This window comes from Amycolatopsis alkalitolerans (assembly GCF_006152065.1).
GTDB classification, from domain to species: Bacteria; Actinomycetota; Actinomycetes; order Mycobacteriales; family Pseudonocardiaceae; genus Amycolatopsis_E; species Amycolatopsis_E alkalitolerans.
This window is the reverse complement of sequence record NZ_VDFW01000035.1, coordinates 1-23443: the sequence shown is the minus strand read 5'-3', so window position 1 is coordinate 23443 and position 23443 is coordinate 1. Positions and strand designations below refer to the sequence as shown.

Here is a 23443-nt window from a genome sequence, read left to right as displayed (position 1 = left end):
GGGGGTCGAACCCCCAAACTCCCGCCAGGGGCAAGCCCCCCGGACCCCCGTGGTGGTCGCGGTGCGTAGTTTGGTGCGGTGCATCACGTGGCAGAGGCTGATGGCTCGGTCAGGGATTCGGCGCCGGACAACGAGTCTCTCGTCCGCCGGGTAGGGCCTCCGGTGAGCCTTTTCCTTGTGCTCGCGGTATTGGGGCTGGTGGTCAACGGGTCCCGGCTTGGTCTCGACCTCGCGGGCGGGCGGCTGTTGCCCGTCGGCTCGCTCGGTGAGCTCTGGACGACGTACCTGTCGGGCTGGCACCAGATCGGCGGCGGCACGGCGAGCGCGGCGCCGGCCTCGCTCGCCGTTCTCGGCGCCCTCGGCGCGATCTTCACCCCGATCGGGGGACCGCACGCGCTCGTGGCCGTGCTCCTGATCGGCGACGCACCACTCGCCGGACTTTCCGCTTACGCCGCAACGCGAAAACTGCCCGCGTCCCGCTGGTCGCGAGTCGCTGCCGCGGCCGGGTACGCCTTGCTCCCCGCGGCCACCGCTTCGGTGGCGCAAGGCCGGCTCGACGTGGTCGTCGTGCACATCGTGCTGCCGCTGGTGATCTCCGGGATCGCGGGGTTGCTCGCGCGGACCGGTGCGGGCTGGCTGCCCGCCTCGTCGGCGTGCGCCGTTGGCGTAGCAGTGCTCGGCGCGTTTTCCCCACTGGCACAAGGACTCGCGTTGCTCGGGCTCGTCGTCGGGTTCGTGGTTCTCCCACCGGGCAAGAGCCTGCTGAGGCGGATCGCGTCCGTCGTGGTCGTGGTCGTGCTGCCTCTCGTGCTGCTGCTGCCCTGGCCGACCGTGCTGGTGAACCAGCCTTCGCTGGTCCTGCACGGGCTGAGCGGTCCCGCGCCCGCGCCGCCGGCCGCGGACCTGGTTGGCCTCGACCCGGCCGGAGCCGGTGCGTGGCCGATCGGGGTCGCGGTGGTCGTGGCGGCCATCTTCGCGGTCGCGATCCGGCCGAGGGCACTCATGAGCCCCGGGCTCGGGGTGCTCGTGCTCGGCGCGTGCGGGCTGGCGGTGGTGCTGCTGGTGCCGGTGAGCCCGCTGCAGGGCGGAGCGGACTCGGCCGGGTTCACCGGGGTGCCGCTGCTCGTGATCAGCGCCGGGCTGCTGTGGATCGTGCTCACCGCGTTGGCCAAGGGCCCGCCGGTCGCGGTGCTGCGGAAGCTCGCCGCGGCGGGCGCGGTGCTGGTGATCCTCGCCCTCGCGACAGGGGCGGTGCTTGCCGGCCGAGGCGGGCCGGTCCGCTCAGGCGGTGGTGACCGGCTGGCCTCGGTTCAGGCAGACGAGCTTGCCCGCACAGGCCGGTCGGTGCTGGCCATCGGCTTCGGCGACGTGCTCACCCGGCAGACCGGCGGGCGGCTCCCGCGGTTCGGCGACGAGCAGATCGCGGTGACCGCGAGCACGCCCAGCCGCCTCGCCACCTGGGAGAGCGCGTTGCGACAGCCGTCCTCGGGAGCGACGCGGGCGGCGCTGGAGGGCGCGACGGCATCCGGTGCGCTGTTCGTCGTGCTGCCGCCCGGCGAGGGGCCGGGCCCGATCGTCACGCTGGCCCCCGACCTCGCGGTCGCCGTCCAGCCGACGAAGGAAGGCCGCACGGTACTGCGGTTGCTCGCGCCGTCGGGGCAGGTGGTGCTCGTACCGCCGGGCATCGCGAAACAGGCCGTAACGTCTTCGTCGCCATCCAGTTCCGAAGGGGTCACGCCCGTCGACGCCGCGCTTCCGGACGTCCGGGTGCGGGTGTCGGACGGGATCGCCGGGCGGCTGCTGGTGCTGTCGGCCGAACTGGAAGCGGGCTGGCAGGCGACGGTCGACGGCAAGCCGCAGCCCATCGTGCCGGCCTGGGGCCACCAGGTGGCCGTTTCGCTGCCGGCGGCTTCCTCCGAGGTAAGCATCGAACATCCGTCGACGCTGCGGGACGTGCTGCTGCTGGTGCAGGTCGCGGCGGCGCTGTTCGCCGCGATGACCGCGATCCCGATCCCGGCCCGCCCGCGGTGACGCCCGCGCTCGCGGCCAGGATGGCGGCCGAGGCCGCTTCCAGGACCGGCTGTGGCGGCACGGCCTGACGCCCCTGCCGGACGTCGCCCCGCATTGCACGGTCGGGGGCTCGACGAGATCGCGGCCTTCGCTACTCGCCTTCGATGACGTCCGGTTCGACGCCGAGGTAGCCCGCGATCTGCTCGACCAGCACGTCGTGCACCAGTTCGGCCAGCTCGCCGGGATCCTTCGCGCGCGCCTCCAGCGGGCGCCGGTACAGCACGACGCGGGCCCGCGTGGGCAGGCCCGTACGGTCCATCCCGGCGGGGACCAGTCGCGACAGCGGGACCGAACCGTCGTGGAGCACGCCCTCGGCCTGCGCCAGCTGGTCGCGCCCGCGCACCTCCGGCACGTCGTCCACCGCGACGTCGAGCTTCGTCAGCTGGTCACGCCAGCGCGCCTCGATCGGCTCGAGCTGATCCAGCACGAGCTGGTCGAACTTCTCCGCCCGGCTCGCCGCGGCCGGTAGCGAAGCCGGGTACAGCGGTCCGCGCAGACCACGACCGTGGCGGTCGCGGCGGACGTGCCGCTGGTGCCGGAAACTGCGCGCGGTGGACACACCGGAAGGTTACAGCGCTCGCCCCGGTGTGCCTTCGCGCGCTTCCCGCCGGGACGCAGTATCGTCCGTGTTCGTGTCGAGCGTACGAAAGTGTTCGCGGACGGGGTGCCTCCAGCCCGCTGTCGCCACGCTGACCTACGCCTACAGCGATTCGACCGCGGTGGTCGGTCCCCTCGCGACGGCGTCGGAGCCGCATTCCTACGACCTGTGCGAGCAGCACGCGCTCCGGCTGACCGTCCCCAAGGGCTGGGAGGTCGTCCGCCACGAGGGCTCCTTCGCCGAACCGGACCGCTCGGACGACGAGCTCACCGCGCTCGCCGAAGCGGTCCGCGAAGCCGGCCGATCCGATCGCCCCGCGCCGCCGCCGGAGCCCGAAGGCACCTCCGGGCGCCGCGGCCACCTGCGGGTGCTGCCGGATCCGATCTCGTAACCATCCCCGGTACGCTTTCCGGCATCTGAATCCGTCGAACTGCCGGGGAGAAGCGCGTGTCAGACCTGTCGGCCATCGTCAAGGCCTACGACATCCGTGGAGTGGTCGGCGAGCAGCTGAACGCCGGGCTCGTGCGCGATTTCGGCGCCGCGTTCGCGCTGCTGATCAAGCCCGAGTCGCCGGCCGTCGTCATCGGTCACGACATGCGCGAGTCCTCGCCCGAACTGGCCCGCGCGTTCGCCGAGGGCGTGACCTCGCAGGGCCTCGACGTCGTCTCGATCGGCCTCGCGAGCACCGACCAGCTCTACTTCGCCTCCGGTTCCCTCAACCTCGCCGGCGCGCAGTTCACCGCGAGCCACAACCCGGCCAGGTACAACGGGATCAAGATGTGCCGTCCCGGCGCCGCGCCGGTCGGGCAGGATTCGGGCCTCGCGGAGATCCGCGACACCGTCGAGCAGGGCGTGCCCGCGTTCGAGGGCCAGCCGGGCACCACCACCGAGCGGGACGTGCTCGCCGACTACGCGGCGTACCTGCGCGGTCTGGTCGACCTGTCGGGCAGCCGCCCGCTGAAGATCGTCGTCGACGCCGGTAACGGCATGGGCGGGCACACGGTGCCGACGGTGTTCGAGGGGCTGCCGATCGACCTCGTGCCGATGTACTTCGAACTCGACGGCAGCTTCCCCAACCACGAGGCCAACCCGCTGGACCCGAAGAACCTCGTGGACCTGCAGGCGAAGGTGCGCGAGGTCGGCGCCGACGCGGGCCTGGCCTTCGACGGCGACGCGGACCGCTGCTTCGTCGTCGACGAGCACGGCGACCCGGTTTCGCCGAGCGCGATCACCGCGCTGGTCGCGACCCGCGAGCTGGCCAAGGAGCCGGGCGCGACGATCATCCACAACCTGATCACGTCGCACGCCGTGCCGGAGATCGTGACCGAGCACGGCGGGAAACCCGTGCGCACCCGCGTCGGGCACTCGTTCATCAAGGAGGAGATGGCCCGCACCGGCGCCATCTTCGGCGGCGAGCACTCGGCGCATTACTACTTCCGTGACTTCTGGCGTGCGGACACCGGGATGCTCGCGGCGCTGCACGTGCTGGCCGCGCTCGGCGAGCAGGACCGGCCGCTCTCGGAACTGACCGCCAAGTACAAGCGGTACGCGGCCTCCGGTGAGGTCAACTCGACGGTCGAGGACCAGGTGGCCCGCCAGTCGGCGGTGAAGGACGCGTTCGCCGCGCGGACGGGCGTGACCACCGACGAGCTGGACGGGCTGACCGTGCAGCTGCCCGGCGGCTCGTGGTTCAACCTGCGCCCGTCCAACACCGAACCCCTGCTGCGACTCAACGTCGAAGCCCCGGACGACGACGCGGTGCGCGCGCTGACCGACGAAGTGCTGGCGATCGTCCGTGGTTGACAGCCGGAGCGCGTGGTAAGGAGAAGATATGGCTATCGCGCTTGATGCCCAGCTGCTGGAGATTCTCGCGTGCCCGTCGCCGGATCACGCCCCGTTGCGGCCTGGCACCCCGGATGACCCCGAAGCCGACGCGCTGACCTGCACCTCGTGCGGGCGGGTGTTCCCGGTGCGGGACGGGATCCCGGTGCTGCTGCTCGAGGAGGCCACCGAACCCAGTGAGTCCAGTGCCAGCGGTGCTTGACGACACGCTCCTGGACGACCCCGCCCGGCTGGCGGAGGCCGATTCGGCGGGGCTTCTGCGGGCCGCGGCGATGGCGGGCGCCCAGGTCCGGTCGACCATCGAACGTGCCGTCGAGGCCGAGCTGGCCGACCGGCTGGACCTCGGCCGCCCGCGCGCCCTGGTCTTCGTCGTGCGGCCAGGGGTCGGGCGCGCGGTGACGAAGCTGCTGGCCGCCCTGCTCGCGCCGTCGTGCCCGTCGCCGGTGGTGGTGACCGATGCCGTGCCGAGCTGGGTCGGCACGCTGGACGTGGTGTTCGCGCATACGGACGACCCCGCGGACCGTGAGCTCGCTGCGGGCATCGAGCGGGCGAGCCGGTACGGCGCGACCGTGGTGCTGTCGGCGCCGGAAGAGGGGCCGGTCGCGGCCTCGGGCGCGGGCAAGGGCGTGCTGCTCGCGCCGCGGGTCCCGGTGCCGCCCGAGCTGACCTTCGCGCGCGGCTTGGCCGCCGGGCTGCTCACCGCGAACGCGCTCGGCCTGCTGGTCGCCGACGTCGAGGCGCTCGCCGACCAGCTCGACGCGGAGGCCGAACGAGGGCATCTCGGCCGTGACACGTTCTCGAACCCGGCGAAGGGGCTGGCGCTGAGCCTGGCCGACCGGGTGCCGATGCTGTGGGGCCTCGACCCGCTGGCGGTCGCGGTCGCCGAACACGGGGCGTACGCGCTCGGTGCCTACGCGGGAGTGGTGTGCGACGCGGCGGACTACCGCCAGGCGCTCGCCCGCCCCGCGCTGCATCGCGCGGCGGTCGCGGGCTCCGGAGAGCGGGACATCTTCGCTGACCCCGATTTCGACGAGATGGGCCCGAAACCGCGGGTCCTGCTGCTGGCCGTGCACGGTGGGCCCACCGCGGACGCGGCCAGGTACGAGGCCTCGCATACCCTGCCCGGGGCCGGAATCATCGCCCCCGGTGACGAGATCGGCGGCGATGAGCCTGTTCGCGCGGGGGTACTCGCGCTACGGTTCGAGCTTGCCGCGGTCTATCTCGGGCTCGCGGCGGGAAGCATGGGGGGAGCCGGTCAGTACGCGCCGGCCACGGCGTAACCGGCCGAACACCACCTGCCACCGGGCGGGTGCCGAGGAGTTGAGACAACAGTGGAGCTGCTCCGCAATGCCGTGCGGCCCTACGCGTGGGGTTCCAGGACGACGATCCCGGAGCTGCTGGGACGCGAGGTGCCGGCGCCTCATCCCGAGGCAGAGCTGTGGATGGGTGCCCACCCCGGTGACCCTTCGCGCATCGTCGGTGGCGATGGCGAGGAGCGCAGCCTGCTGGAGCTGATCGAGTCGGATCCGCAGGGGCATCTCGGCCCGGAGTGCGCGCGGCGGTGGAACAACCGGTTGCCGTTCCTGCTGAAGATCCTCGCGGTGGAGGAGCCGTTGTCGATGCAGGCGCACCCGTCTGCGGAGCAGTCGGCGGAGGGGCACGCGCGTGAGGAGGCGCTGGGCATCGCGCGGGACGCGCCGAACCGCAACTACCCGGACCCGACGGCGAAACCGGAGCTGGTGTGCGCGCTGACGGAGTTCCACGCGCTCGCCGGGTTCCGCGAGCCGGCACGGACGATCAAGCTGCTGCGGGCGGTTGAGACACCGGGGCTGGCGAAGTACACGGAACTGCTCGCGGCGCAGCCGGATTCCGACGGGATGCGGGCGCTGTTCACCACGTGGATCACGCTGCCGCAGGCGACGCTCGACGAGTTGCTGCCCGAGGTGCTCGACGCGTGTGTGCTGCATGTGAAGGACCACGGCGAGTTCGACACGGAATGCCGCACGATCCTTGAGCTGGGGGAGGCGCATCCGCGGGACGCGGGCGTGCTGGCGGCGCTGTTGCTGAACCGGCTGACGCTGCGCGCGGGCGAGGCGATCTACCTGCCGGCCGGGAACCTGCACCTGTACCTGCACGGCACGGCGGTGGAGATCCTCGCGAACTCCGACAACATCCTGCGCTGCGGGCTCACGCCGAAGCACGTGGACGTGCCGGAGCTGCTGCGGGTGGTCGACTTCACCTGCTGTGACATGCCGGTGCTGTCCGGTGAGCCGAGCGCGTGCGGCGCGATCTACCACACCGGCGCGCCCGAGTTCGAGCTGTCGCGCTGCGACTGGGCGGCGGGCGAGCAGGCGGACTTGCGAGTGGAGACCGGGAAGCCGCAGATCCTGCTGTGCACGGCGGGCCGCGTCCTGGTGCGCGCCGAGAGCGGCGCGGAGCTGGAACTGCGGCGGGGCCAGTCGATGTGGCTGCCCGCATCGGACCCGCCGGTGCACGTCCGCCCTTCCGGCGAGGGTCGCACCCAGCTGTTCAAGGCGACGTCGGGCCGTTAAGCGTTCCGCTTCGCGGGTGCGATCACGCGCGGCCGGATGTGCTCGAACACGACGCTCGTCCGCACGTCGGCCACCTCCGGGCGTTGGGTCAGGCGGTCGATGACGAACGCGTACAGCGCGTCGTTGTCCGGCACCGCCACGTGCACCAGGAAGTCCTCGCCGCCGGTGACGACGAACACGCCGACCGTCTCGGGCAGCAGCGCGACCCATTCCCGGAACGCCTCGATGACCTGCCGTTTCGGCGGGTGGACCCGCAGTGCGATGAGCGCCTGCACGGGACGGCCGATCTTCGCGAAGTCCAGGTCGAGCCGGTAGCCGCGGATGACGCCGCGTTCGCGTAGCGACCGCACGCGCTCCAGCGAAGTGGACGGCGAGACGCCCGTCGCGGCGGCCAGTTCGCGATTGGTCCGCCGTGCGTCGCGCTGCAGTTCCCGCAACAGTGCCTGATCTAGTTCGTCCAGCTCCGCCATGGCCGCTATTATTCCGAATGAAGTTCGGCACCGCTGGAACCGACCACAATCTTTGCCTAGGTTCTGCAAACATGACCACAGAACATCAGGAACTACGGGCGATCCTCGAGGCGGACGTTCGAGAGGGCGCGGGCATCCGGACGGCGAAGCTGAAGTGGGTCATCGTCGCCGACCAGTCGCTCGGCCCCGGCTTGGTCGCGAACGCGACGGCCTGCCTCGGCGCCGCCGTGGCCGCCGTACTGCCCGGGATGGTCGGCGCCGAGGTCACGGACGCCTCCGGTTCACCGCACCCAGGCCTGCCGTGGAGCGGCTGCTCGATCCTCGCCGCGGACGCGGAGAAGGTGTGCGAGATCCGCGCGAAGGCGATGACCAAGGACAGCCTGTTCGTCGCGGACATGTCCAAGCAAGCGCAGGCGAGCCACAGCTACCCGGAGTACCGGACCGCGATCGAAGGCGGCGAAGAAGGCGACCTGAGCTACTACGCGGTGAGCCTGGTCGGGCCGCGCAACAGGATCGGCAAGCTCGTCGGAGGGCTCCCGCTGCTGCGCTGATCGCCTGCCCCGTAGGCTTCAGCCCGGACAATTCGGGAAGTACCGCAGGGGGTCAGTGTGTCGGCAGGCGGCGGAACGAAGGCGATTCTCGCGGCACTCGGCGCCAACGCCGGGATAGCCGTGGCGAAGTTCGTCGGGTTCCTGTTCACCGGGTCCTCGTCGATGCTCGCGGAGTCGGTGCACTCGCTCGCCGACACGTCGAACCAGGGCCTGCTGCTGCTCGGGCAGCGCACGTCGCGGCGCAAGGCGACCCGTGAGCACCCGTTCGGCTACGGCCGCGACCGGTACTTCTACTCGTTCGTCGTCGCGCTGATGCTGTTCACGCTGGGCTCGGTGTTCGCGCTGTACGAAGGCATCCACAAGGTCGAGCATCCCGAGCCGCTGACCTCGCCGCTGGTCGCCGTGCTCATCCTGGTCGTCGCGATCGGGCTCGAGGGCTACAGCTTCGTCACCGCGATGGGCGAGTCCCGCAAGATCAAGGGTACGGCGAGCTGGTGGGGTTTCATCCGGCAGGCGCGCACGCCGGAACTGCCCGTGGTACTCCTCGAAGACAGCGGGGCGCTGCTCGGTCTCGTGTTCGCGCTCCTCGGTGTCGGTCTCTCGGAGCTGACCGGCGAACCCGTATGGGACGGTATCGGCACGATCATGATCGGCACCCTGCTCGGGGTGATCGCGATCATCCTGATCGTCGAGATGAAGAGCCTGCTCATCGGCGAGGGCGCCACGGACGTGCAGCTCGAGCAGATCGTCGCCGAGCTGACCGCCGGCGAGGACGTCGAGCGTGTGATCCACATCCGCACCCAGTACCTCGGCCCCGACGAGCTGCTCATCGCCGCGAAGCTGGCGCTGTCGCCGAACCTCGACCTGCCGCGGATCGCGCGCGCGATCGACGAGGCCGAGGCACGGGTGCGGGCGAAGGTGCCGGTCGCGCGGCTCATCTACCTCGAGCCCGACCTGGACCGGCAGACGGTCTGATTCGCCGCTTCATCCCGCCGGGCTATCCAGGACCCGACGGTGCTCGGTGTCGCGGTCGTGATCGGCGCCGGTATCTTCACGCTCACCGCGCGACGTTCAGGTTGAACCGCGGTAGGTCGGGAAACAACGGCACCTGCTCACCGAAGGGCCGCGTGGACGGCCCGTCGGGAAATTCGAGACCGGCGGCCATCGCGACCGCGCGGTCCCACTCCGGATCGACCTCGTAGTCGCTGTGCCCGAGCACACCGGCCGCCCAGCGGCGGGTGCCCGGCGTGTTGCGGATCGGGTCGGGTAGCCAGTGGTCACCGCCGAGGACGAGCGCCCCGGTGGGGCCCGCCATGGCGGGGCCGAGCGCGCCGATCTCGCCGGTGGGCAGGAAGCCGAGGCCGAGCAGTTTGCCGTCAACCACCTTCTGCCGCCAGGACGCGACCCCGTCACCGAAGATGTCCGTCCCGCGCGCGAGCCCGCGCCAGCGCCCGCCCAGTTCGCCGTAGAGCGCGGTCAGCGACTGCTGCGGCAGTACCGCCGGGAACGCTCGCTGGTAACCCCATTGCAGCGGCGAGCCCGCGGTGAGCAGGCCGACGCGTTCGCGGTCGCGTTCGGGCAGGTCGTGCATCAGCCGCGCGGTCGCGATGAGCGCGAGAACGCTGCCGACGTTGTGACCGCCCAGCACGACGCGGGTGCTGGGCTCCGCGAGGTGTTCCTTCGCGCGGCCGGCGAGTTCGGGTACGACCTTCAGCGCGTAACACGGCGGCACGGCCGGGTGCGCGACACGCGGCCAGAAGCACACGAGATCGGCCAGCGCGCCGAGATGCCTGTTCCGGCCCGGTTTCGTGGCGGCGGTGTAGACCACGCGCAGCAGCCCGACGGCCATCGCGCCGAGCGCGAATACCCCGAGCGCGGACAGCGGATCGAACCAGCCGGGCCGGAGGCGGAAGCCGTAGTGCGCCACCAGCAGCGCGGCCGCACCGGCGGACATCCCGAACACGACCCCGGACACGAGTTGGTGCAGATGCCGCCGTTCCCACGCCGATCGGGCCCACGCGGCCGCGGCGGCCTTCTCGTCGCCGGGGTTGTCCTGCAGCAGTCGCACGACTTCCGGGATACCGCGGCGACGGCGGCGCAGCGGCACCGCGACCGCGAACCCGAGCAGCGACAGCAGCCCGGCGAGCACCAGCCCGCCGCCCCACAGCACGGTGACCGGTGTGTAGCTGGCGGGCAGCTTCAGTTCGGACGCACCGGCCAGCCTGCGCAACGCGATCGCGAGCCCGGCGCCGAAGCCGCCGCCCAGCAGGACCGCGAGCGCGAGCACCGGGGCGGCGGCCCAGCCACCGAGCCACGGCCGCAGCCGTTTCGGCTGGTCACGCCAGAGCCGCCGGGCCATCAGCGCTGCCGGCACGAGCAGCACGGCGAACAGTACCGAAACCACCAGGAGCGCGGCCCCGAGCGCCTGCACGGTGGCATCCGAGCCGGCGGGCAGCGTGGGCCGGAACGGGATGACGGCCGCCAGGACCAGCGCCGCGAAGCCGAGCACGCTGCGCCGGGCCCACCGGTGCAGCGAGCGCACCCCGACCGCGGCGGTGAGCAGCGTCGCCACCACGAGCGCGAGCGCGCAGATCCAGACGATCAGCTCAGCCATCGTGTGCGGGGCACGGAACGGGCCGCCGAGGGCCAGCAGCGCCACGGTGCCCAGTGCGCCCACGGCGTGCAGGGGACGCAGGTCCGACGTGCCGGCTCGCAGGAGGTCTCCGGGCAGGCGGCCGCGGCGCGGCGAGACGTCCTCCGCGGCGACCGTCCACTTCGTGCCGGAAACCCGGTACAGCACGAAGATCACCAGCGCCAGCGGGACCAGCCCGGCGACCGTGCGCAGGACGCTCCGCGCGCGCAGCCAGTCCGGAACCACCGGCAGGCAGGTCGATCCGGGCGCGAGACACTGGGTGGCGAACAGGTCGAGCGCGATCACCGCGAGCTGCCCGATAAGCAGCATCGTCAGCAGCAGCCCCGCGACCCGCAGCAGGCTCCGGCACACCGCACCCAGCGCGGCGGCCGTGCGGCTGCCGTCCGGAACCGGCGGGAGCATCCAGTGCGCCACGTTCGAAAGTGAGAAGGGGAACAGCAGGGCCCAGGTCGCCTTCGCGGCGCCGCCGGAGGTCATCGCGCCCCACAGGTAGCCTTCGAGCGTCCGCGGGACCGAACGGCCCAGCGCCTGCAGCACCGGGCCCGGTGCCGGGCGGCGCAGCCGGTCGGACGGCCGGATCAGCCGGCCCACCCCGTCACCCGCGACTTCGACCGTGCTCACCGCGTCCAGCAGCGATTCGCCGGTGGTACCGGTGACGCCGGGCACCCGCAGCTCGACGACCCGGGTTTCGGGGCCGGGAATCGCCACTAGATGCCTCCTTCTTCGAGGGTGTTCGCCGATGAACCGACAACGGTACTGTTCAGGTGTCGCCGATCCTTGGAGGAAATGCCCTATGACCCCCGAAAGCGTTGCCAAGTGGCACGACACCCGCAATGGGGTGGAGTTCGCGGTGGCGGATCTGGAGCTGGCCGAGTTCGGCCGCAAGGAAATCCGCTTGGCGGAGCATGAGATGCCGGGGTTGATGGCGCTTCGCGAGGAGTACTCGGAGGTGTTCCCGCTGCGCGGCGCGCGCGTCTCGGGATCGCTGCACATGACGGTCCAGACCGCGGTGCTGATCGAGACCCTGGTGGCACTGGGCGCGGAGGTGCGGTGGGCCTCCTGCAACATCTTCTCCACGCAGGATCACGCGGCGGCCGCGGTGGTGGTGGGCCCGCACGGGAGCATGGAGGAGCCCAAGGGGGTTCCGGTGTTCGCGTGGAAGGGCGAGTCGCTCGAGGAGTACTGGTGGTGCACCGAGCGTGCGCTGACCTGGGACGGCGAGGGCCCGAACATGATCCTCGACGACGGCGGCGACGCGACGATGCTGGTGCACCGCGGCACCGAGTACGAGGCCGCCGCGGTGGTGCCGCCGGCGGACGAGGGCGACCCGGACGAATGGAAGGTCTTCCTGAACCTCCTGCGCGAGTCGCTGAAGGCGGACGCGGGCAAGTGGACTCGGATCGGGCAGGGCATCCGTGGGGTGACCGAGGAGACCACGACCGGTGTGCTGCGCCTGTACCAGCTGGCGGCGCAGGGGAAGTTGCTGTTCCCGGCGATGAACGTGAACGACTCGGTGACCAAGTCGAAGTTCGACAACCGCTACGGCATCCGGCATTCGCTCATCGACGGCATCAACCGCGGCACCGACGTGCTGATCGGCGGGAAGGTCGCCGTGGTGTGCGGGTACGGCGACGTGGGCAAGGGCGCCGCGGAGTCGCTGTCCGGCCAGGGCGCGCGGGTGGTCGTCACCGAGATCGACCCGATCTGCGCGCTGCAGGCGACGATGGACGGTTACCAGGTCAAGACCCTGGACAGCGCGCTGCCCGAGGCAGACATCGTGATCACCACGACCGGGAACAAGGATGTGGTGCTGGCCGAGCACATGGCGCGGATGAAGCATCAGACCATCGTGGGCAATATCGGCCACTTCGACAACGAGATCGATATCGCGGGCCTGACGCGCTACCCGGGCATCCGGCGGATCAACATCAAACCGCAGGTCGACGAGTGGGTGTTCCCGGACGGTCACAGCATTCTCGTGCTGTCGGAGGGCCGCCTGCTCAACCTGGGCAACGCGACCGGGCACCCGTCGTTCGTGATGTCCAACAGCTTCTCCAATCAGGTCATCGCGCAGGTCGAACTGTTCACCAAACACGAGGAATACGACAACGAGGTTTACCGGCTGCCCAAGAAACTGGACGAGAAGGTCGCGCGGATCCACCTGAAGGCCCTCGGCGGTGAGCTCACCAAGCTGACCAAGGAGCAGGCCGAGTACATCGACGTCGACGTCGAGGGCCCGTTCAAGTCGGAGCACTACCGCTACTGACTGTCACGGCATGCCGCGTCGAGCCGCGCTATCATCTAGATGCCTTATGATATCATCGACGTCATGAGGCAGATGATCGCCCGGCTCGACGACGACCTGCATGCGCGCGTCAAGGCGAAAGCCGAAGCCGAGGGGCGCAGTATGAACGAGTTCGTCGTCGAGACGCTTAAGGCCGCCGTCGACAAGGAAGAGACCCGCGAGGAGTGGCGTAAGCGCATGCTCGCCGCGGGTAAGGTCATCGTCTTCGAGCCGGAGAACCCTGCACCGGGACGCGATGAGCTGGAGAAGATGTCGCGCGGCTGGGGTACGGCGGTCAGTGAGGCACTGGACTGGACCCGAGGCGACTGGTGACTGCCCTTTACGTCGACACGAGCGCCGTTGTCAGTGCCTACCTTGCGGACGAGGTCGATCATCATGAGCTGCGTGCACTCCTGTTCGAGGGCGAGCACATCGTATTGACCAGCGAACTCACCCGGGTCGAGTTCGCCAGCGCGATCAAAGCGGCGAAGCGGCAAGGCCGGATACCCGACGCCGCTGAATTTCTCGCCCAGTTCGACGAGGACACCGAGGAGGGCATGCTCAACCTGATCCCGTTGGCGCCCCATCGGATCATGCCCCGCGCCCGACGCGTAGTCCTCGGCGATCAGCCGGTTCGCACGCTCGACGCGATCCATCTCGCCGTCGCGATGAACGACGCGGTTAGCCTCGTCGGCGGTGCGCCGGTCGTACTGGTCACCCGGGACCAGCGGCAGGCCGAGGCGGCCAAGGCGCACGGAATCGAAACTCGCTGACGGATAGTCTTCGGGCGTGGGACGACTGGTAGTCATCGAAGGCCTCGACGGTGCGGGCAAGCGCACCCTCACAGAGGCGCTCACGAAAGCCCTGCACAACCTGGGTAAGAGTGTCACCACGCTCGCCTTCCCGCGTTACGGGCGGAGCGTGCACGCCGACCTGGTCCGCGAAGCCCTCCACCATGAGCACGGTGACCTCGCCGGTTCCGTCTACGGCATGGCCGTGCTGTACGCGCTCGACCGGCGCGGCGCGATCGCGGCGATCACCGACGACCTCAAGCTCCACGACGTCGTCCTCCTCGACCGGTACATCGCCTCGAACGCCGCGTACGGCGCCGCCCGCCTCCACCAGGACGCGGGCGGCGAGTTCGTCCGGTGGCTGCGGGAGCTGGAGATCACCCGATTCGGGCTACCGGTGCCGGACGCGCAGATCCTGCTGCGAGTCAGCCCCGAGATCGCCGCGGAACGGGCCGAGCGGCGCGCACGGTCCGAAGTGGATCGCGCGAAGGACGCCTTCGAGTCCGACGACGATCTCCAGGTCCGCTGCGCGAGTGTGTACGACCGGCTCGCCGCCGAGGGATGGCTCTCGCCGTGGCACGTGGTCGACGGTACGGCCGGTTCCGACGCCGACGAGCTGGCCCGGTTACTGGTCCATCCGGGCTAAGCTGGAGCCCGTCTCGCGGCCGGATGCCGGGTCGGGAGTCGTGAACGGTGTCCGGAGTGCGAATATGTGGTCATGAAGGCACGTGTCCTGGTGGTCGACGACGACCCTGCACTCGCAGAGATGCTCACCATCGTGCTCCGGGGCGAGGGGTTCGACACCGCCGTCGTCGCCGACGGCTCCCGTGCGCTGCCCGCGCTCAGGGAGCTCAAACCGGATCTGGTGCTGCTCGACCTGATGCTGCCCGGGATGAACGGGATCGACGTGTGCAAGGCGATCCGCGCCGAGTCCGGCGTCCCGATCGTCATGCTCACGGCCAAGAGCGACACCGTCGACATAGTCCTCGGCCTCGAGTCCGGCGCCGACGACTACGTCGTGAAACCGTTCAAGCCCAAGGAGCTGGTCGCGCGCGTCCGCGCGCGCCTGCGCCGCACCGAGGCCGAGCCCGCCGAATCGCTCACGATCGGTGACCTGGCGATCGACGTGCCCGGCCACGAGGTCACGCGCGAGGGCAAGGCCATCCCGCTGACCCCGCTCGAGTTCGACCTGCTGGTCGCGCTGGCCCGCAAACCGCGCCAGGTGTTCACCCGCGAGGTGCTGCTCGAGCAGGTCTGGGGCTACCGGCACGCCGCCGACACCCGGCTGGTCAACGTGCACGTCCAGCGGCTGCGGTCGAAGGTCGAGAAGGACCCGGAGCACCCGGAGGTCGTGCTGACGGTCCGCGGCGTCGGCTACAAGGCAGGTCCCCCGTAAACCGGACATGAAGCAGAAGATTCTCGCCTTCGCCCTCAGGGTGCCGCGGCTCGCCCGGCGCGTCGGCGCGTACGGCCGCGGGCGCCTGGTGGCCTTCGGCGTGCTGTGGCGGCGGTCCCTGCAGTTCCGGGTGACCGCCTCCACGCTCGCGCTGTCTTCCGCGGTGGTCTTCGTGCTGGGCATGGTGCTGCAGAACCAGATCGTCACCCGGCTCACCGACACCAAACGCCAGGCCGCGATCGCGCAGACCCTGCAGGTCGTCGCGACCGCGGAGAGCCAGCTGGTGGGCCTGAGCGACCAGGACGCGCTGCCCGACCGGCTGCAGAACGTGCTGAAGAAGATCACCAGCACGTCGTCGGACGACCAGCGGTCGGGTTCGTCGTCGGCGGCCGGGGCGTTCGAGCCCGTGCTCACCTCGGGCGGGGCCGGTTCGCCGGACTCGGCGGGCCCGATCTGGAAGGTGCCGGACGGGCTGCAGCGGTTCGCCGAGGCCAACCAGGTCGCGTACCAGACCCACACCGTGGACGACGGCGGTGCCCGCACGACGTACCTGATCGTCGGCGCCCCGGTGGCCAGCACCGGCCGCCCGATCCAGCTGTACCTGCTGTTCCCGATGACGGCCGAGCAGAACACTGCCTCGACGGTGCAGAACACCCTGCTTGTGGGCGGTCTCGTACTGCTGATGCTGCTCGCGGGCATCAGCAACATCGTCACCAGGCAGGTCGTGCGGCCGGTCCGCTCGGCCGCCGCGGCCGCCGCCCGGTTCGCCGGTGGCGAACTCGACGAGCGCCTGCCGGTGACCGGTGAGGACGACCTGTCCCGGCTCGCCGTGTCGTACAACGAGATGGCGGCCAGCATCCAGCGGCAGATCCGCCAACTGGAGGAGTTCGGCACGCTGCAGCGGCGGTTCACCTCCGACGTCTCGCACGAGCTGCGCACGCCGCTGACCACGGTGCGCATGGCGGCCGACGTCCTGCACGCCTCCCGCGAGCAGTTCCCGGCCGGGCTCGCCCGGTCCACCGAACTGCTGGTCGACGAGCTCGACCGGTTCGAAGCGCTGCTCGGGGATCTGCTGGAGATCTCGAGGCTGGACGCGGGGGTCGAGGAGCTGGCGGCCGAGCCGATCGACGTGCGGCCGACCGCGCGAAGGGCGGTCGAGCAGGTGCGCGTGCTCGCCGGCAACGCGGGGAGTTCCGTCGAGCTGGACCTGCCCGAGGAGGAGACCGTCGCCGAGATCGACGCCCGCCGGGTCGAGCGGATCCTGCGGAACCTGCTGGCCAACGCGGTCGACCACAGCGAGGGCAAACCGGTGTGCCTGACGCTCGCGGCGAACGAGCAGGCCGTGGCCATCACGGTGCGGGACTTCGGCGTGGGGCTGCGGCCGGGCGAGGCGGATCTGGTGTTCAACCGGTTCTGGCGCGCGGACCCGTCACGCAACCGCCGCACCGGCGGCACCGGGCTCGGGCTCGCGATCAGCCACGAGGACACCCGGTTGCACGGCGGGGTGCTCGAGGCCTGGGGCGCGCCGGGGCACGGGTCCTGCTTCCGGCTCACGCTGCCGCGCCGGCAGGGCGAGCCGTTCGAGGAGTCGCCGCTGCCGCTCGTGCCCCCGGACAGCATGCCGCCCAACGGGCGGGCGAACATCGGTTCCGGCGCCGACTACGGCGTGACCGGCCTACGGCTGCGCAAGGAGGATGTCGGATGAGGCGAGCGCGGATCGTCGCGGCCCTGGCAGCCGGCCTGCTGCTCGCCGGTTGCGCGACCGTGCCCGACGAATCGCAGCCGGTCGCGGTGCAGCATCAGGAACTCGGCCAGATCGCCAACCCCGACGTGCAGCAGCCGCCCCGCGACATCGATCCGCTGACCGTGGTGCGCGATTTCGTCGAGGCGAGCGCGCAGCCGGTGAGCAACAACGCCGCGGCCCGCACGTACCTCGACGACGCCGCGGCGAAGGCGTGGCAGCCGGGCAAGCTGATGAACGTCATCGACGACCAGTTCAACACGGTGTACGCGGCGGGTTCGGACCTGCCGGCGAACCCGTCCGAAGTGGTCGTCGTGGTGCGGGGCACGGCGCTGGGCCGGCTCGCGGCGGACAGCTCGTTCATCCCGTCCAAGAATCCCTACGAGCTGCGGTTGCTGGTGCGGAAGCAGGCCGACGGGCAGTGGCGGGTCACGAACCCGCCGGCGAACATCGTGATGCCCTACAGCGAGTTCACCGCGAACTACGTGCGAGTGCCGATCTACTTCTTCGCCCAGGACTCGAACACGATCGTGCCCGACCTGCGGTACGTGGCCGGGAAACCGCAGCTCGGGCTGCCCGCGCGGGTGGTGTCGATGGTGCTGTCCGGGCCCTCGGACCAGATGGTCGGCGCGGTGCACAGCCTGCTGCCCGACGACGCGGGTATCGAGGGCAACGTGACCATGACCCCGGACGGGGCGCTGATGGTGCCGCTGACCGGGGTCGGTGATCAGACCCCGGAGGTCAAGAAGCTGATCGCGGCGCAGATCGTGCTGTCGCTGCAGGCGGTGACGACGAGCCGGGTGCGGTTGCTGTCGGACGGGAACGCCCTGGTCCCCGGGCACGAGGACTGGTTGCCGAGCGATGTCCCGTCGTATACGTCACTGGCCTCGCCGAGCGCGGACCAGCCGGGGCTGATGGTGGTCAACGGGAGGATCCGCTCGCTCGCGGACGGCTCGGCGATCCCGGGACCGGTGGGGCAGGGCGCGTACGACGTGACGAGCGCCGCGCAGTCGATCGACGGGCGGCAACTGGCCGTCGTGGACAAGGCGAACGGGCGGGAGCAGTTGCGGATCGGCGCGTACGGCGCGGCGGCGCAGCAGGTGGACCTGTTCGGCGGCACGCTGACGAGACCGACGTGGCGACCCACCGCGACGGCGGACGGGACGGCCGGCGAGGTGTGGACCGTCGTCGACGGTTCGTCGGTGGTGCGCGTGCTGCGGACCCCGGACGGCGGATGGGCCGGGCAGGCGGTCAACGCCGAGGAGGTGCTGAGCGTCGGGCAGATCAGCGTGCTGCGCCTTTCGCGGGACGGCACCAGGGCGGCGATGGTGGTGAACGGGCAGCTGATGGTGGCGTCCGTGGTCCGCACGCAGGACTCGGTGACTCTGCGCAGCCCGAGGATCCTGCAGCAGGGGACGCTGTCCGGCGTGGTCGACGTGGACTGGCTGAGCCAGGACACGCTGGTCGCCGCCACGACGCTGCCGTCACAGCCGGTGGTGAAGGTGCCGATCGACGGGCTGCGGATGGACACGTTCAACAGCTCGAACCTGACTCCGCCGGTGTACGCCATCACGGCCGCGCCCGGCCGCCCGATCATCGTCGCGGACGATGGCGGGCTGTGGACGGCCTCGGATGTCGGCGAGGTCTGGCGCCCGCACCCCCACTCGCTGCGCGCACACGCGGCCCCCTTCTACCCCGGCTGACCCACCCCACCCGCGAGATGTAGATCTGGGCGGGGTGGGGTTAGCCGGCGGAGGTCAGGGCTAGTAGCAGCCGCACAGGGAAGCCGCCGTCGGTGAGGGCGCGCATGCAGGCCGCCGCCGTGGCGCCGGTCGTGACGACGTCGTCCAGCACGACCACCGGGGTGCCCGGCGGGGGCAGGCCCCGCGGATCCAGGTGCAGCCGGCCGGCGAGGTTGGCCACCCGCTGCGCCTGGCTCAGGCCAACCGCGTCCCGGGCGCCCGCCGCGAGCCGCAGGGCGGGGGCGACGGCGGCCGCGCGGCCCGTGCGAGACAGCGCGCCGGCGCACGAGCGGGCGAGCCGCCGCAGGTGTGGACCGCCGCGGACTCGGGACGCCACGCGGCGCGAAGGAGCCGGAACGAGCCACCACACGCCGGCGGCGTCCGGCGCGGCTTCCGGCAGGTACGGCAACGCCTCCGCGAGCACCCCGCCCAGCGGCCCGGCGAGATCCCGCCGCCCGCGCTCCTTGTACGACAGCACCAGCCGGCGCGCGACATCGCGGTACCGGGCCAGCGCGTAGACCGGGGCGCCGCCGGCCGTCGGTCCGCGCGTCACCCGCTCGGGCCTGCCGAACGTCGCCGCGCAGTCCGGGCAGCACGCCGCCCCGGGCGCCCCGCAGCCCGCGCACGACGCGGGCAACAGCAACTCGAGCACTCCCACGCCACGCACCCTGCCGGACCCCACCGACAATTCCCGGCCCGGAAGATCCTTTTTGGTTCACCCACAAAGGTGTACTGCGCCGTTCGTTACCAAGCCGACGGCAGCGACGGCGGAAAGGGTGCCTGCGAGCAGGCCGGCCGCGGACCGTGTCCGCCTACTTTCGGCCACAAAGGTGCAATCCCCGGGAACGCCCGTCCGGCCCTCTCCGTTGTCGGAATATGAGGTCGTCCAGCGGAGGATCTCCGCCGGCGCAAGAGCCCACCGGGGTGGGGCGCCGGCGGGAGGCCGCGGTCACGATCGGCTTCGAACGCTCGGAACTCCTTGTGTGTCAAGGTGAAAAGCGCGCCCTCGCACTGCTCCGTTCGGGTCGCGAGGCGCCCGCTCACGCCGGTGCACGGACGCGCACCGTGACTGTTTCCCACCGACCGGCATCCCCCGGCTCGGGGGGTTTTGTGATGCGCGTTACCGGGCTAACGTGCACCGCTATAGCGATTCCGCGGCAGGGAGGTGAACAGCCGATGACCTTGGTGCCGACGGAGGGCTAACACATCCCGCACATCCCGCTCGGGAAATCGGCGGCGTCGGCGCCTTGATCGAAGTCCGAAGAGCTCGAATTCCAGCAGGAGTCAGGGAGGTCGTGTATGGACATCGTGGTTAAAGGTCGCAACGTGGAGGTGCCGGACCACTACCGGGCGCACGTGAGCGAGAAGCTCGCCCGCCTGGAGCGCTACGACAAGAAGGTCTTCCGCTATGACGTGGAGCTCTTCCACGAACCGAACCGCCGGCAGTCCAAGAGCTGCCAGCGCGTAGAGATCACCGGTAAGGGCAAGGGCCCCGCGGTCCGCGCCGAGGCCTGTGCCGGGGACTTCTACGGCGCGCTCGATGCCGCGGTGAGCAAGCTCGAGAACCGGTTGCGCCGGATGGCCGACCGCCGCCGGGTCCACTACGGGCGCCGTTGCCCCGAATCCGTCGCAGAGGCGACCTCCGCGATGCCCTCCGCCGCACCAGCCGGCGGCCGCCAGCCCGCGACGAGCACCGCGGTACTCGAAGCTCCCGCGCCGGTCGAAGCCATCGCGCTCGACCCCGAGGAGCTCGACCTGCCCGTGCAGCAGCGCTGGGACGAAATGGCCGACGAGCACCAGCCCGGCCGGGTCGTGCGCGAGAAGCACCATTCCGCCGATCCCATGACCGTCGACCAGGCCCTCTACCAGATGGAGCTGGTCGGCCACGACTTCTACCTCTTCAACGACGCCGACGCCGGGACCCCGAGCGTCGTGTACCGGAGGAAGGGCTTCGACTACGGCGTGATCCGGCTGGGCTGACCGCCCGCACACCTCGTAGCGGCCCGCACGCAGCGACGCGTGCGGGCCGTTCTGCCATCCGGTCGCGACTCTTGTAGCGGCGTGCGTGCACGTCGGGGACGTCCTTCCCTACGATGGAGGAGGCGCACGGTCCGCCCGGGACACACCCGGGCGCATTTTCCACGACAGCTAGTGAGGTCGACCGGATGGTTCTCAACCGCCTGCTGCGCGCGGGCGAGGGCAAGATGCTCAAGCGGCTGCGCAACATCGCCGGCCACATCGAAACCCTCGAAGACGAGGTGAAGGACCTCACCGACGCCGAGCTGCAAGCGAAGACCGACGAGTTCCGCAAGCGGCACGAAGAGGGTGAGTCGCTCGACGAGCTGCTCCCGGAGGCCTTCGCCGTCGCTCGCGAAGGGGCGTTCCGGGTGCTCGGCCAGCGCCCGTACCCGGTGCAGCTGATGGGCGGCGCCGCGCTGCACCTCGGGCAGGTCGCCGAGATGAAGACCGGTGAGGGCAAGACGCTGACCTCCGTGCTGCCCGCGTACCTCAACGCGATCTCCGGCAAGGGCGTGCACCTGGTCACGACGAACGACTACCTCGCGAAACGCGACGCCGAGTGGATGGGCCGCGTACACCGCTTCCTCGGCCTCACCGTGGGCGCGATCCTCTCCGAGCTGCCCCCGGCCCAGCGCCGCGAGGCCTACAACGCCGACATCACCTACGGCACCAACAACGAGTTCGGCTTCGACTACCTGCGCGACAACATGGCGTGGACGCTCGACGACTGCGTCCAGCGCGGGCACAACTTCGCGATCGTCGACGAGGTCGACTCGATCCTCATCGACGAGGCGCGGACGCCGCTGATCATCTCCGGCCCGGCCGAGCAGTCGGCGCGCTGGTATGTCGAGTTCGCGCGCATGTCGCCGCTGATGAAGCGGGACGTGCACTATGAGGTCGACGAGCGCAAGCGCACGGTCGGCGTCACGGAGAAGGGCGTCGCCCTCGTCGAGGACCAGCTCGGCATCGAGAACCTGTACGAGGCCGCGAACACGCCGCTCGTCGGCTACCTCAACAACGCGCTGAAGGCGAAGGAGCTCTACAAGCGCGACAAGGACTACATCGTCCGGGGCGGCGAAGTGGTCATCGTCGACGAGTTCACCGGCCGCATCCTGCACGGCCGCCGCTACAACGAGGGCATGCACCAGGCGATCGAGGCCAAGGAAGGCGTCGAGATCAAGGCGGAGAACCAGACGCTCGCCACGATCACGCTGCAGAACTACTTCCGGCTCTACGACAAGCTCGCGGGCATGACCGGTACCGCCGAGACAGAGGCGGCGGAGTTCCACCAGACCTACAAGCTGGGTGTGGTGCCGATCCCGACGAACAAGCCGATGATCCGGGCGGACGAGACGGACCTCATCTACAAGACCGAGCCGGCGAAGTTCGAGGCGCTGGCCGACGACATCCAGGAGCGGCACGAAGCCGGCCAGCCGGTCCTGGTCGGCACGACGAGCGTCGAGAAGTCGGAGTACCTGTCGAAACTGCTGGTCAAGCGCGGGGTGCCGCATGAGGTGCTGAACGCGAAGCACCACGAACGTGAGGCGCTGATCGTGGCGCGCGCGGGCCGCAAGGGCCAGGTCACGGTGGCCACCAACATGGCGGGCCGCGGCACCGACGTGGTGCTCGGCGGTAACCCGGACATCATCGCCGACGAGCGGTTGCGTGAGCGCGGCCTCGACCCGGTCGAGGACTCCGACGCCTACGAGACGGCGTGGCCGAAGGTCCTCGAAGAGGTCAAGGCCGAGGTGAAGGTCGAGGCCGAGGAGGTCAAGGAGGCCGGTGGCCTGTACGTGCTGGGCACCGAGCGCCACGAGTCCCGCCGGATCGACAACCAGCTTCGCGGCCGCTCCGGCCGCCAGGGCGACGCGGGCGAGTCGCGGTTCTACCTGTCTCTGGGCGACGAGCTGATGCGCCGGTTCAACGCGGCGATGGTCGAGCGGGTCATGACGACCATGCGCCTGCCTGATGACCAGCCGATCGACCACAAGATGGTCTCGCGTGCGATCAAGAGCGCGCAGACGCAGGTCGAGCAGCAGAACATGGAGATCCGCAAGAACGTCCTCAAGTACGACGAGGTGATGAACGAGCAGCGCAAGGTGATCTACGCCGAGCGCCGCCGCGTGCTGGAGGGCGAGGACCTCTCCGAGCAGATGCATCACATGCTGTCCGACGTCGTGACGGCCTACGTCGAGGGCGCGACCGCGGACGGTTACGCCGAGGACTGGGACCACGAGAAGCTGTGGACCGCGCTCAAGCAGCTGTACCCGGTGTCGCTCACCTGGGAGGAGCTGACCGAGGACGACGAGGACCTCAGCTCGGACTACCTGCTCGAAAGGCTGCTCGAGGACGCGCAGGACGCCTACGCCAAGCGCGAGGCCGATATCGACGAGCGGATCGGTGAAGGCGCGATGCGCCAGCTCGAGGGGCAGGTGCTGCTCTCGGTGCTGGACCGCAAGTGGCGCGAGCACCTCTACGAGATGGACTACCTCAAGGAGGGCATCGGGCTGCGCGCGATGGCCCAGCGCGATCCGCTGATCGAATACCAGCGCGAGGGCTTCGACATGTTCAACGCGATGCTGGACTCGCTGAAGGAGGAGGCCGTCGGCTTCCTGTTCAACCTGCAGGTCGAGCAGGCCGAACCGGAGCAGGCGGCGGCGCAGCCGGCCGCGGCCGCGGTCCCCGCCGCGGGCCAGGCCGCGCCCGTGGCCGAGCCGGGGCGCCATGCGCGCCC

General features: G+C 70.6%; 21 protein-coding genes. 17 read left to right on the top strand and 4 right to left on the bottom strand.

All coding sequences use genetic code 11. The features are described from left to right. Nucleotides 1-162: 162 nt before the first annotated feature. Nucleotides 163-2031 (top strand): YfhO family protein, encoded by a 1869-nt coding sequence (locus tag FG385_RS28550; RefSeq protein ID WP_235022845.1) that lies wholly within the window; start codon nucleotides 163-165, stop codon nucleotides 2029-2031. Between the two features lie 130 nt (nucleotides 2032-2161). Here FG385_RS28550 and FG385_RS28545 read toward each other — a convergent pair whose 3' ends face one another. After that, nucleotides 2162-2629 (bottom strand): metallopeptidase family protein, encoded by a 468-nt coding sequence (locus FG385_RS28545; protein WP_139099903.1) that lies wholly within the window; start codon nucleotides 2627-2629, stop codon nucleotides 2162-2164. Between the two features lie 73 nt (nucleotides 2630-2702). Here FG385_RS28545 and FG385_RS28540 point away from each other — a divergent pair, with 73 nt between their 5' ends. The 5 genes from FG385_RS28540 to manA are packed head-to-tail and all read left to right on the top strand — an operon-like array spanning nucleotide 2703 to nucleotide 7062. Next, a complete protein-coding gene (locus FG385_RS28540; protein ID WP_139099902.1) occupies nucleotides 2703-3059 on the top strand; it encodes a DUF3499 domain-containing protein in 357 nt (118 codons plus the stop codon). Between the two features lie 56 nt (nucleotides 3060-3115). Beyond that, on the top strand, nucleotides 3116-4471 hold the full coding sequence (locus FG385_RS28535) for a phosphomannomutase/phosphoglucomutase (protein ID WP_139099901.1): 1356 nt from the start codon (nucleotides 3116-3118) through the stop codon (nucleotides 4469-4471). 28 nt (nucleotides 4472-4499) lie between these two features. Further along, nucleotides 4500-4712, top strand: coding sequence for a Trm112 family protein (locus FG385_RS28530; protein WP_139099900.1), 213 nt, complete (start codon nucleotides 4500-4502; stop codon nucleotides 4710-4712). Further along, nucleotides 4696-5790, top strand: coding sequence for a hypothetical protein (locus FG385_RS28525; RefSeq protein ID WP_139099899.1), 1095 nt, complete (start codon nucleotides 4696-4698; stop codon nucleotides 5788-5790). The genes FG385_RS28530 and FG385_RS28525 overlap by 17 nt, the downstream gene beginning before the upstream one ends. A gap of 51 nt (nucleotides 5791-5841) precedes the next feature. Continuing rightward, nucleotides 5842-7062 carry a mannose-6-phosphate isomerase, class I gene (gene manA, locus FG385_RS28520; protein ID WP_139099898.1) on the top strand — a complete coding sequence of 407 codons (1221 nt, stop codon included), beginning with the start codon at nucleotides 5842-5844 and terminating at the stop codon, nucleotides 7060-7062. Here the strand turns inward: manA and FG385_RS28515 are convergent. Continuing rightward, nucleotides 7059-7532 (bottom strand): Lrp/AsnC family transcriptional regulator, encoded by a 474-nt coding sequence (locus FG385_RS28515; protein WP_139099897.1) that lies wholly within the window; start codon nucleotides 7530-7532, stop codon nucleotides 7059-7061. The genes manA and FG385_RS28515 overlap by 4 nt on opposite strands. Before the next feature lie 71 nt (nucleotides 7533-7603). Here FG385_RS28515 and FG385_RS28510 point away from each other — a divergent pair, with 71 nt between their 5' ends. Further along, nucleotides 7604-8083 carry a DUF2000 domain-containing protein gene (locus FG385_RS28510; RefSeq protein ID WP_139099896.1) on the top strand — a complete coding sequence of 160 codons (480 nt, stop codon included), beginning with the start codon at nucleotides 7604-7606 and terminating at the stop codon, nucleotides 8081-8083. A 57-nt stretch (nucleotides 8084-8140) separates the two neighbouring features. Continuing rightward, nucleotides 8141-9058 (top strand): cation diffusion facilitator family transporter, encoded by a 918-nt coding sequence (locus FG385_RS28505; protein ID WP_139099895.1) that lies wholly within the window; start codon nucleotides 8141-8143, stop codon nucleotides 9056-9058. An 82-nt stretch (nucleotides 9059-9140) separates the two neighbouring features. Here the strand turns inward: FG385_RS28505 and FG385_RS28500 are convergent, their stop codons facing one another. Continuing rightward, on the bottom strand, nucleotides 9141-11438 hold the full coding sequence (locus FG385_RS28500; RefSeq protein ID WP_139099936.1) for a hypothetical protein: 2298 nt from the start codon (nucleotides 11436-11438) through the stop codon (nucleotides 9141-9143). 91 nt (nucleotides 11439-11529) lie between these two features. On the opposite strand from FG385_RS28500, the gene ahcY reads away from it, so the two are divergent. The 7 genes from ahcY (at nucleotide 11530) to FG385_RS28465 (ending at nucleotide 18651) form a co-directional block, all read left to right on the top strand. Beyond that, nucleotides 11530-13002 carry an adenosylhomocysteinase gene (ahcY, locus tag FG385_RS28495; RefSeq protein WP_139099894.1) on the top strand — a complete coding sequence of 491 codons (1473 nt, stop codon included), beginning with the start codon at nucleotides 11530-11532 and terminating at the stop codon, nucleotides 13000-13002. A gap of 63 nt (nucleotides 13003-13065) precedes the next feature. Continuing rightward, complete coding sequence (locus FG385_RS28490) at nucleotides 13066-13353, top strand: FitA-like ribbon-helix-helix domain-containing protein (protein ID WP_139099893.1); 288 nt, start codon at nucleotides 13066-13068, stop codon at nucleotides 13351-13353. Then, nucleotides 13350-13793 (top strand): type II toxin-antitoxin system VapC family toxin, encoded by a 444-nt coding sequence (locus tag FG385_RS28485; protein ID WP_235022844.1) that lies wholly within the window; start codon nucleotides 13350-13352, stop codon nucleotides 13791-13793. Before FG385_RS28490 ends, FG385_RS28485 begins: the two co-directional genes overlap by 4 nt. Before the next feature lie 16 nt (nucleotides 13794-13809). After that, entirely contained in the window at nucleotides 13810-14457 is a 648-nt protein-coding gene (locus tag FG385_RS28480; RefSeq protein WP_139099891.1) for a dTMP kinase, read from the top strand. Nucleotides 14458-14529: 72 nt separating this feature from the next. Beyond that, nucleotides 14530-15207 (top strand): MtrAB system response regulator MtrA, encoded by a 678-nt coding sequence (gene mtrA / locus FG385_RS28475; protein ID WP_139099890.1) that lies wholly within the window; start codon nucleotides 14530-14532, stop codon nucleotides 15205-15207. A 7-nt stretch (nucleotides 15208-15214) separates the two neighbouring features. After that, nucleotides 15215-16912: an MtrAB system histidine kinase MtrB gene (gene mtrB, locus FG385_RS28470; protein ID WP_139099889.1), complete on the top strand. Its 1698-nt coding sequence runs from the start codon at nucleotides 15215-15217 to the stop codon at nucleotides 16910-16912. Then, a complete protein-coding gene (locus FG385_RS28465; protein WP_139099888.1) occupies nucleotides 16909-18651 on the top strand; it encodes an LpqB family beta-propeller domain-containing protein in 1743 nt (580 codons plus the stop codon). The genes mtrB and FG385_RS28465 overlap by 4 nt, the downstream gene beginning before the upstream one ends. A gap of 40 nt (nucleotides 18652-18691) precedes the next feature. Here the strand turns inward: FG385_RS28465 and FG385_RS28460 are convergent, their stop codons facing one another. Continuing rightward, nucleotides 18692-19342: a ComF family protein gene (locus tag FG385_RS28460; RefSeq protein ID WP_235022853.1), complete on the bottom strand. Its 651-nt coding sequence runs from the start codon at nucleotides 19340-19342 to the stop codon at nucleotides 18692-18694. 647 nt (nucleotides 19343-19989) lie between these two features. Between FG385_RS28460 and hpf the strand changes: the two genes are divergently transcribed. Further along, nucleotides 19990-20670: a ribosome hibernation-promoting factor, HPF/YfiA family gene (gene hpf / locus FG385_RS28455; RefSeq protein WP_139099886.1), complete on the top strand. Its 681-nt coding sequence runs from the start codon at nucleotides 19990-19992 to the stop codon at nucleotides 20668-20670. 185 nt (nucleotides 20671-20855) lie between these two features. After that, nucleotides 20856-23443, top strand: a 2588-nt coding sequence (secA, locus tag FG385_RS28450) for a preprotein translocase subunit SecA (protein WP_139099885.1), incomplete at its 3' end; no start/stop codon positions are given.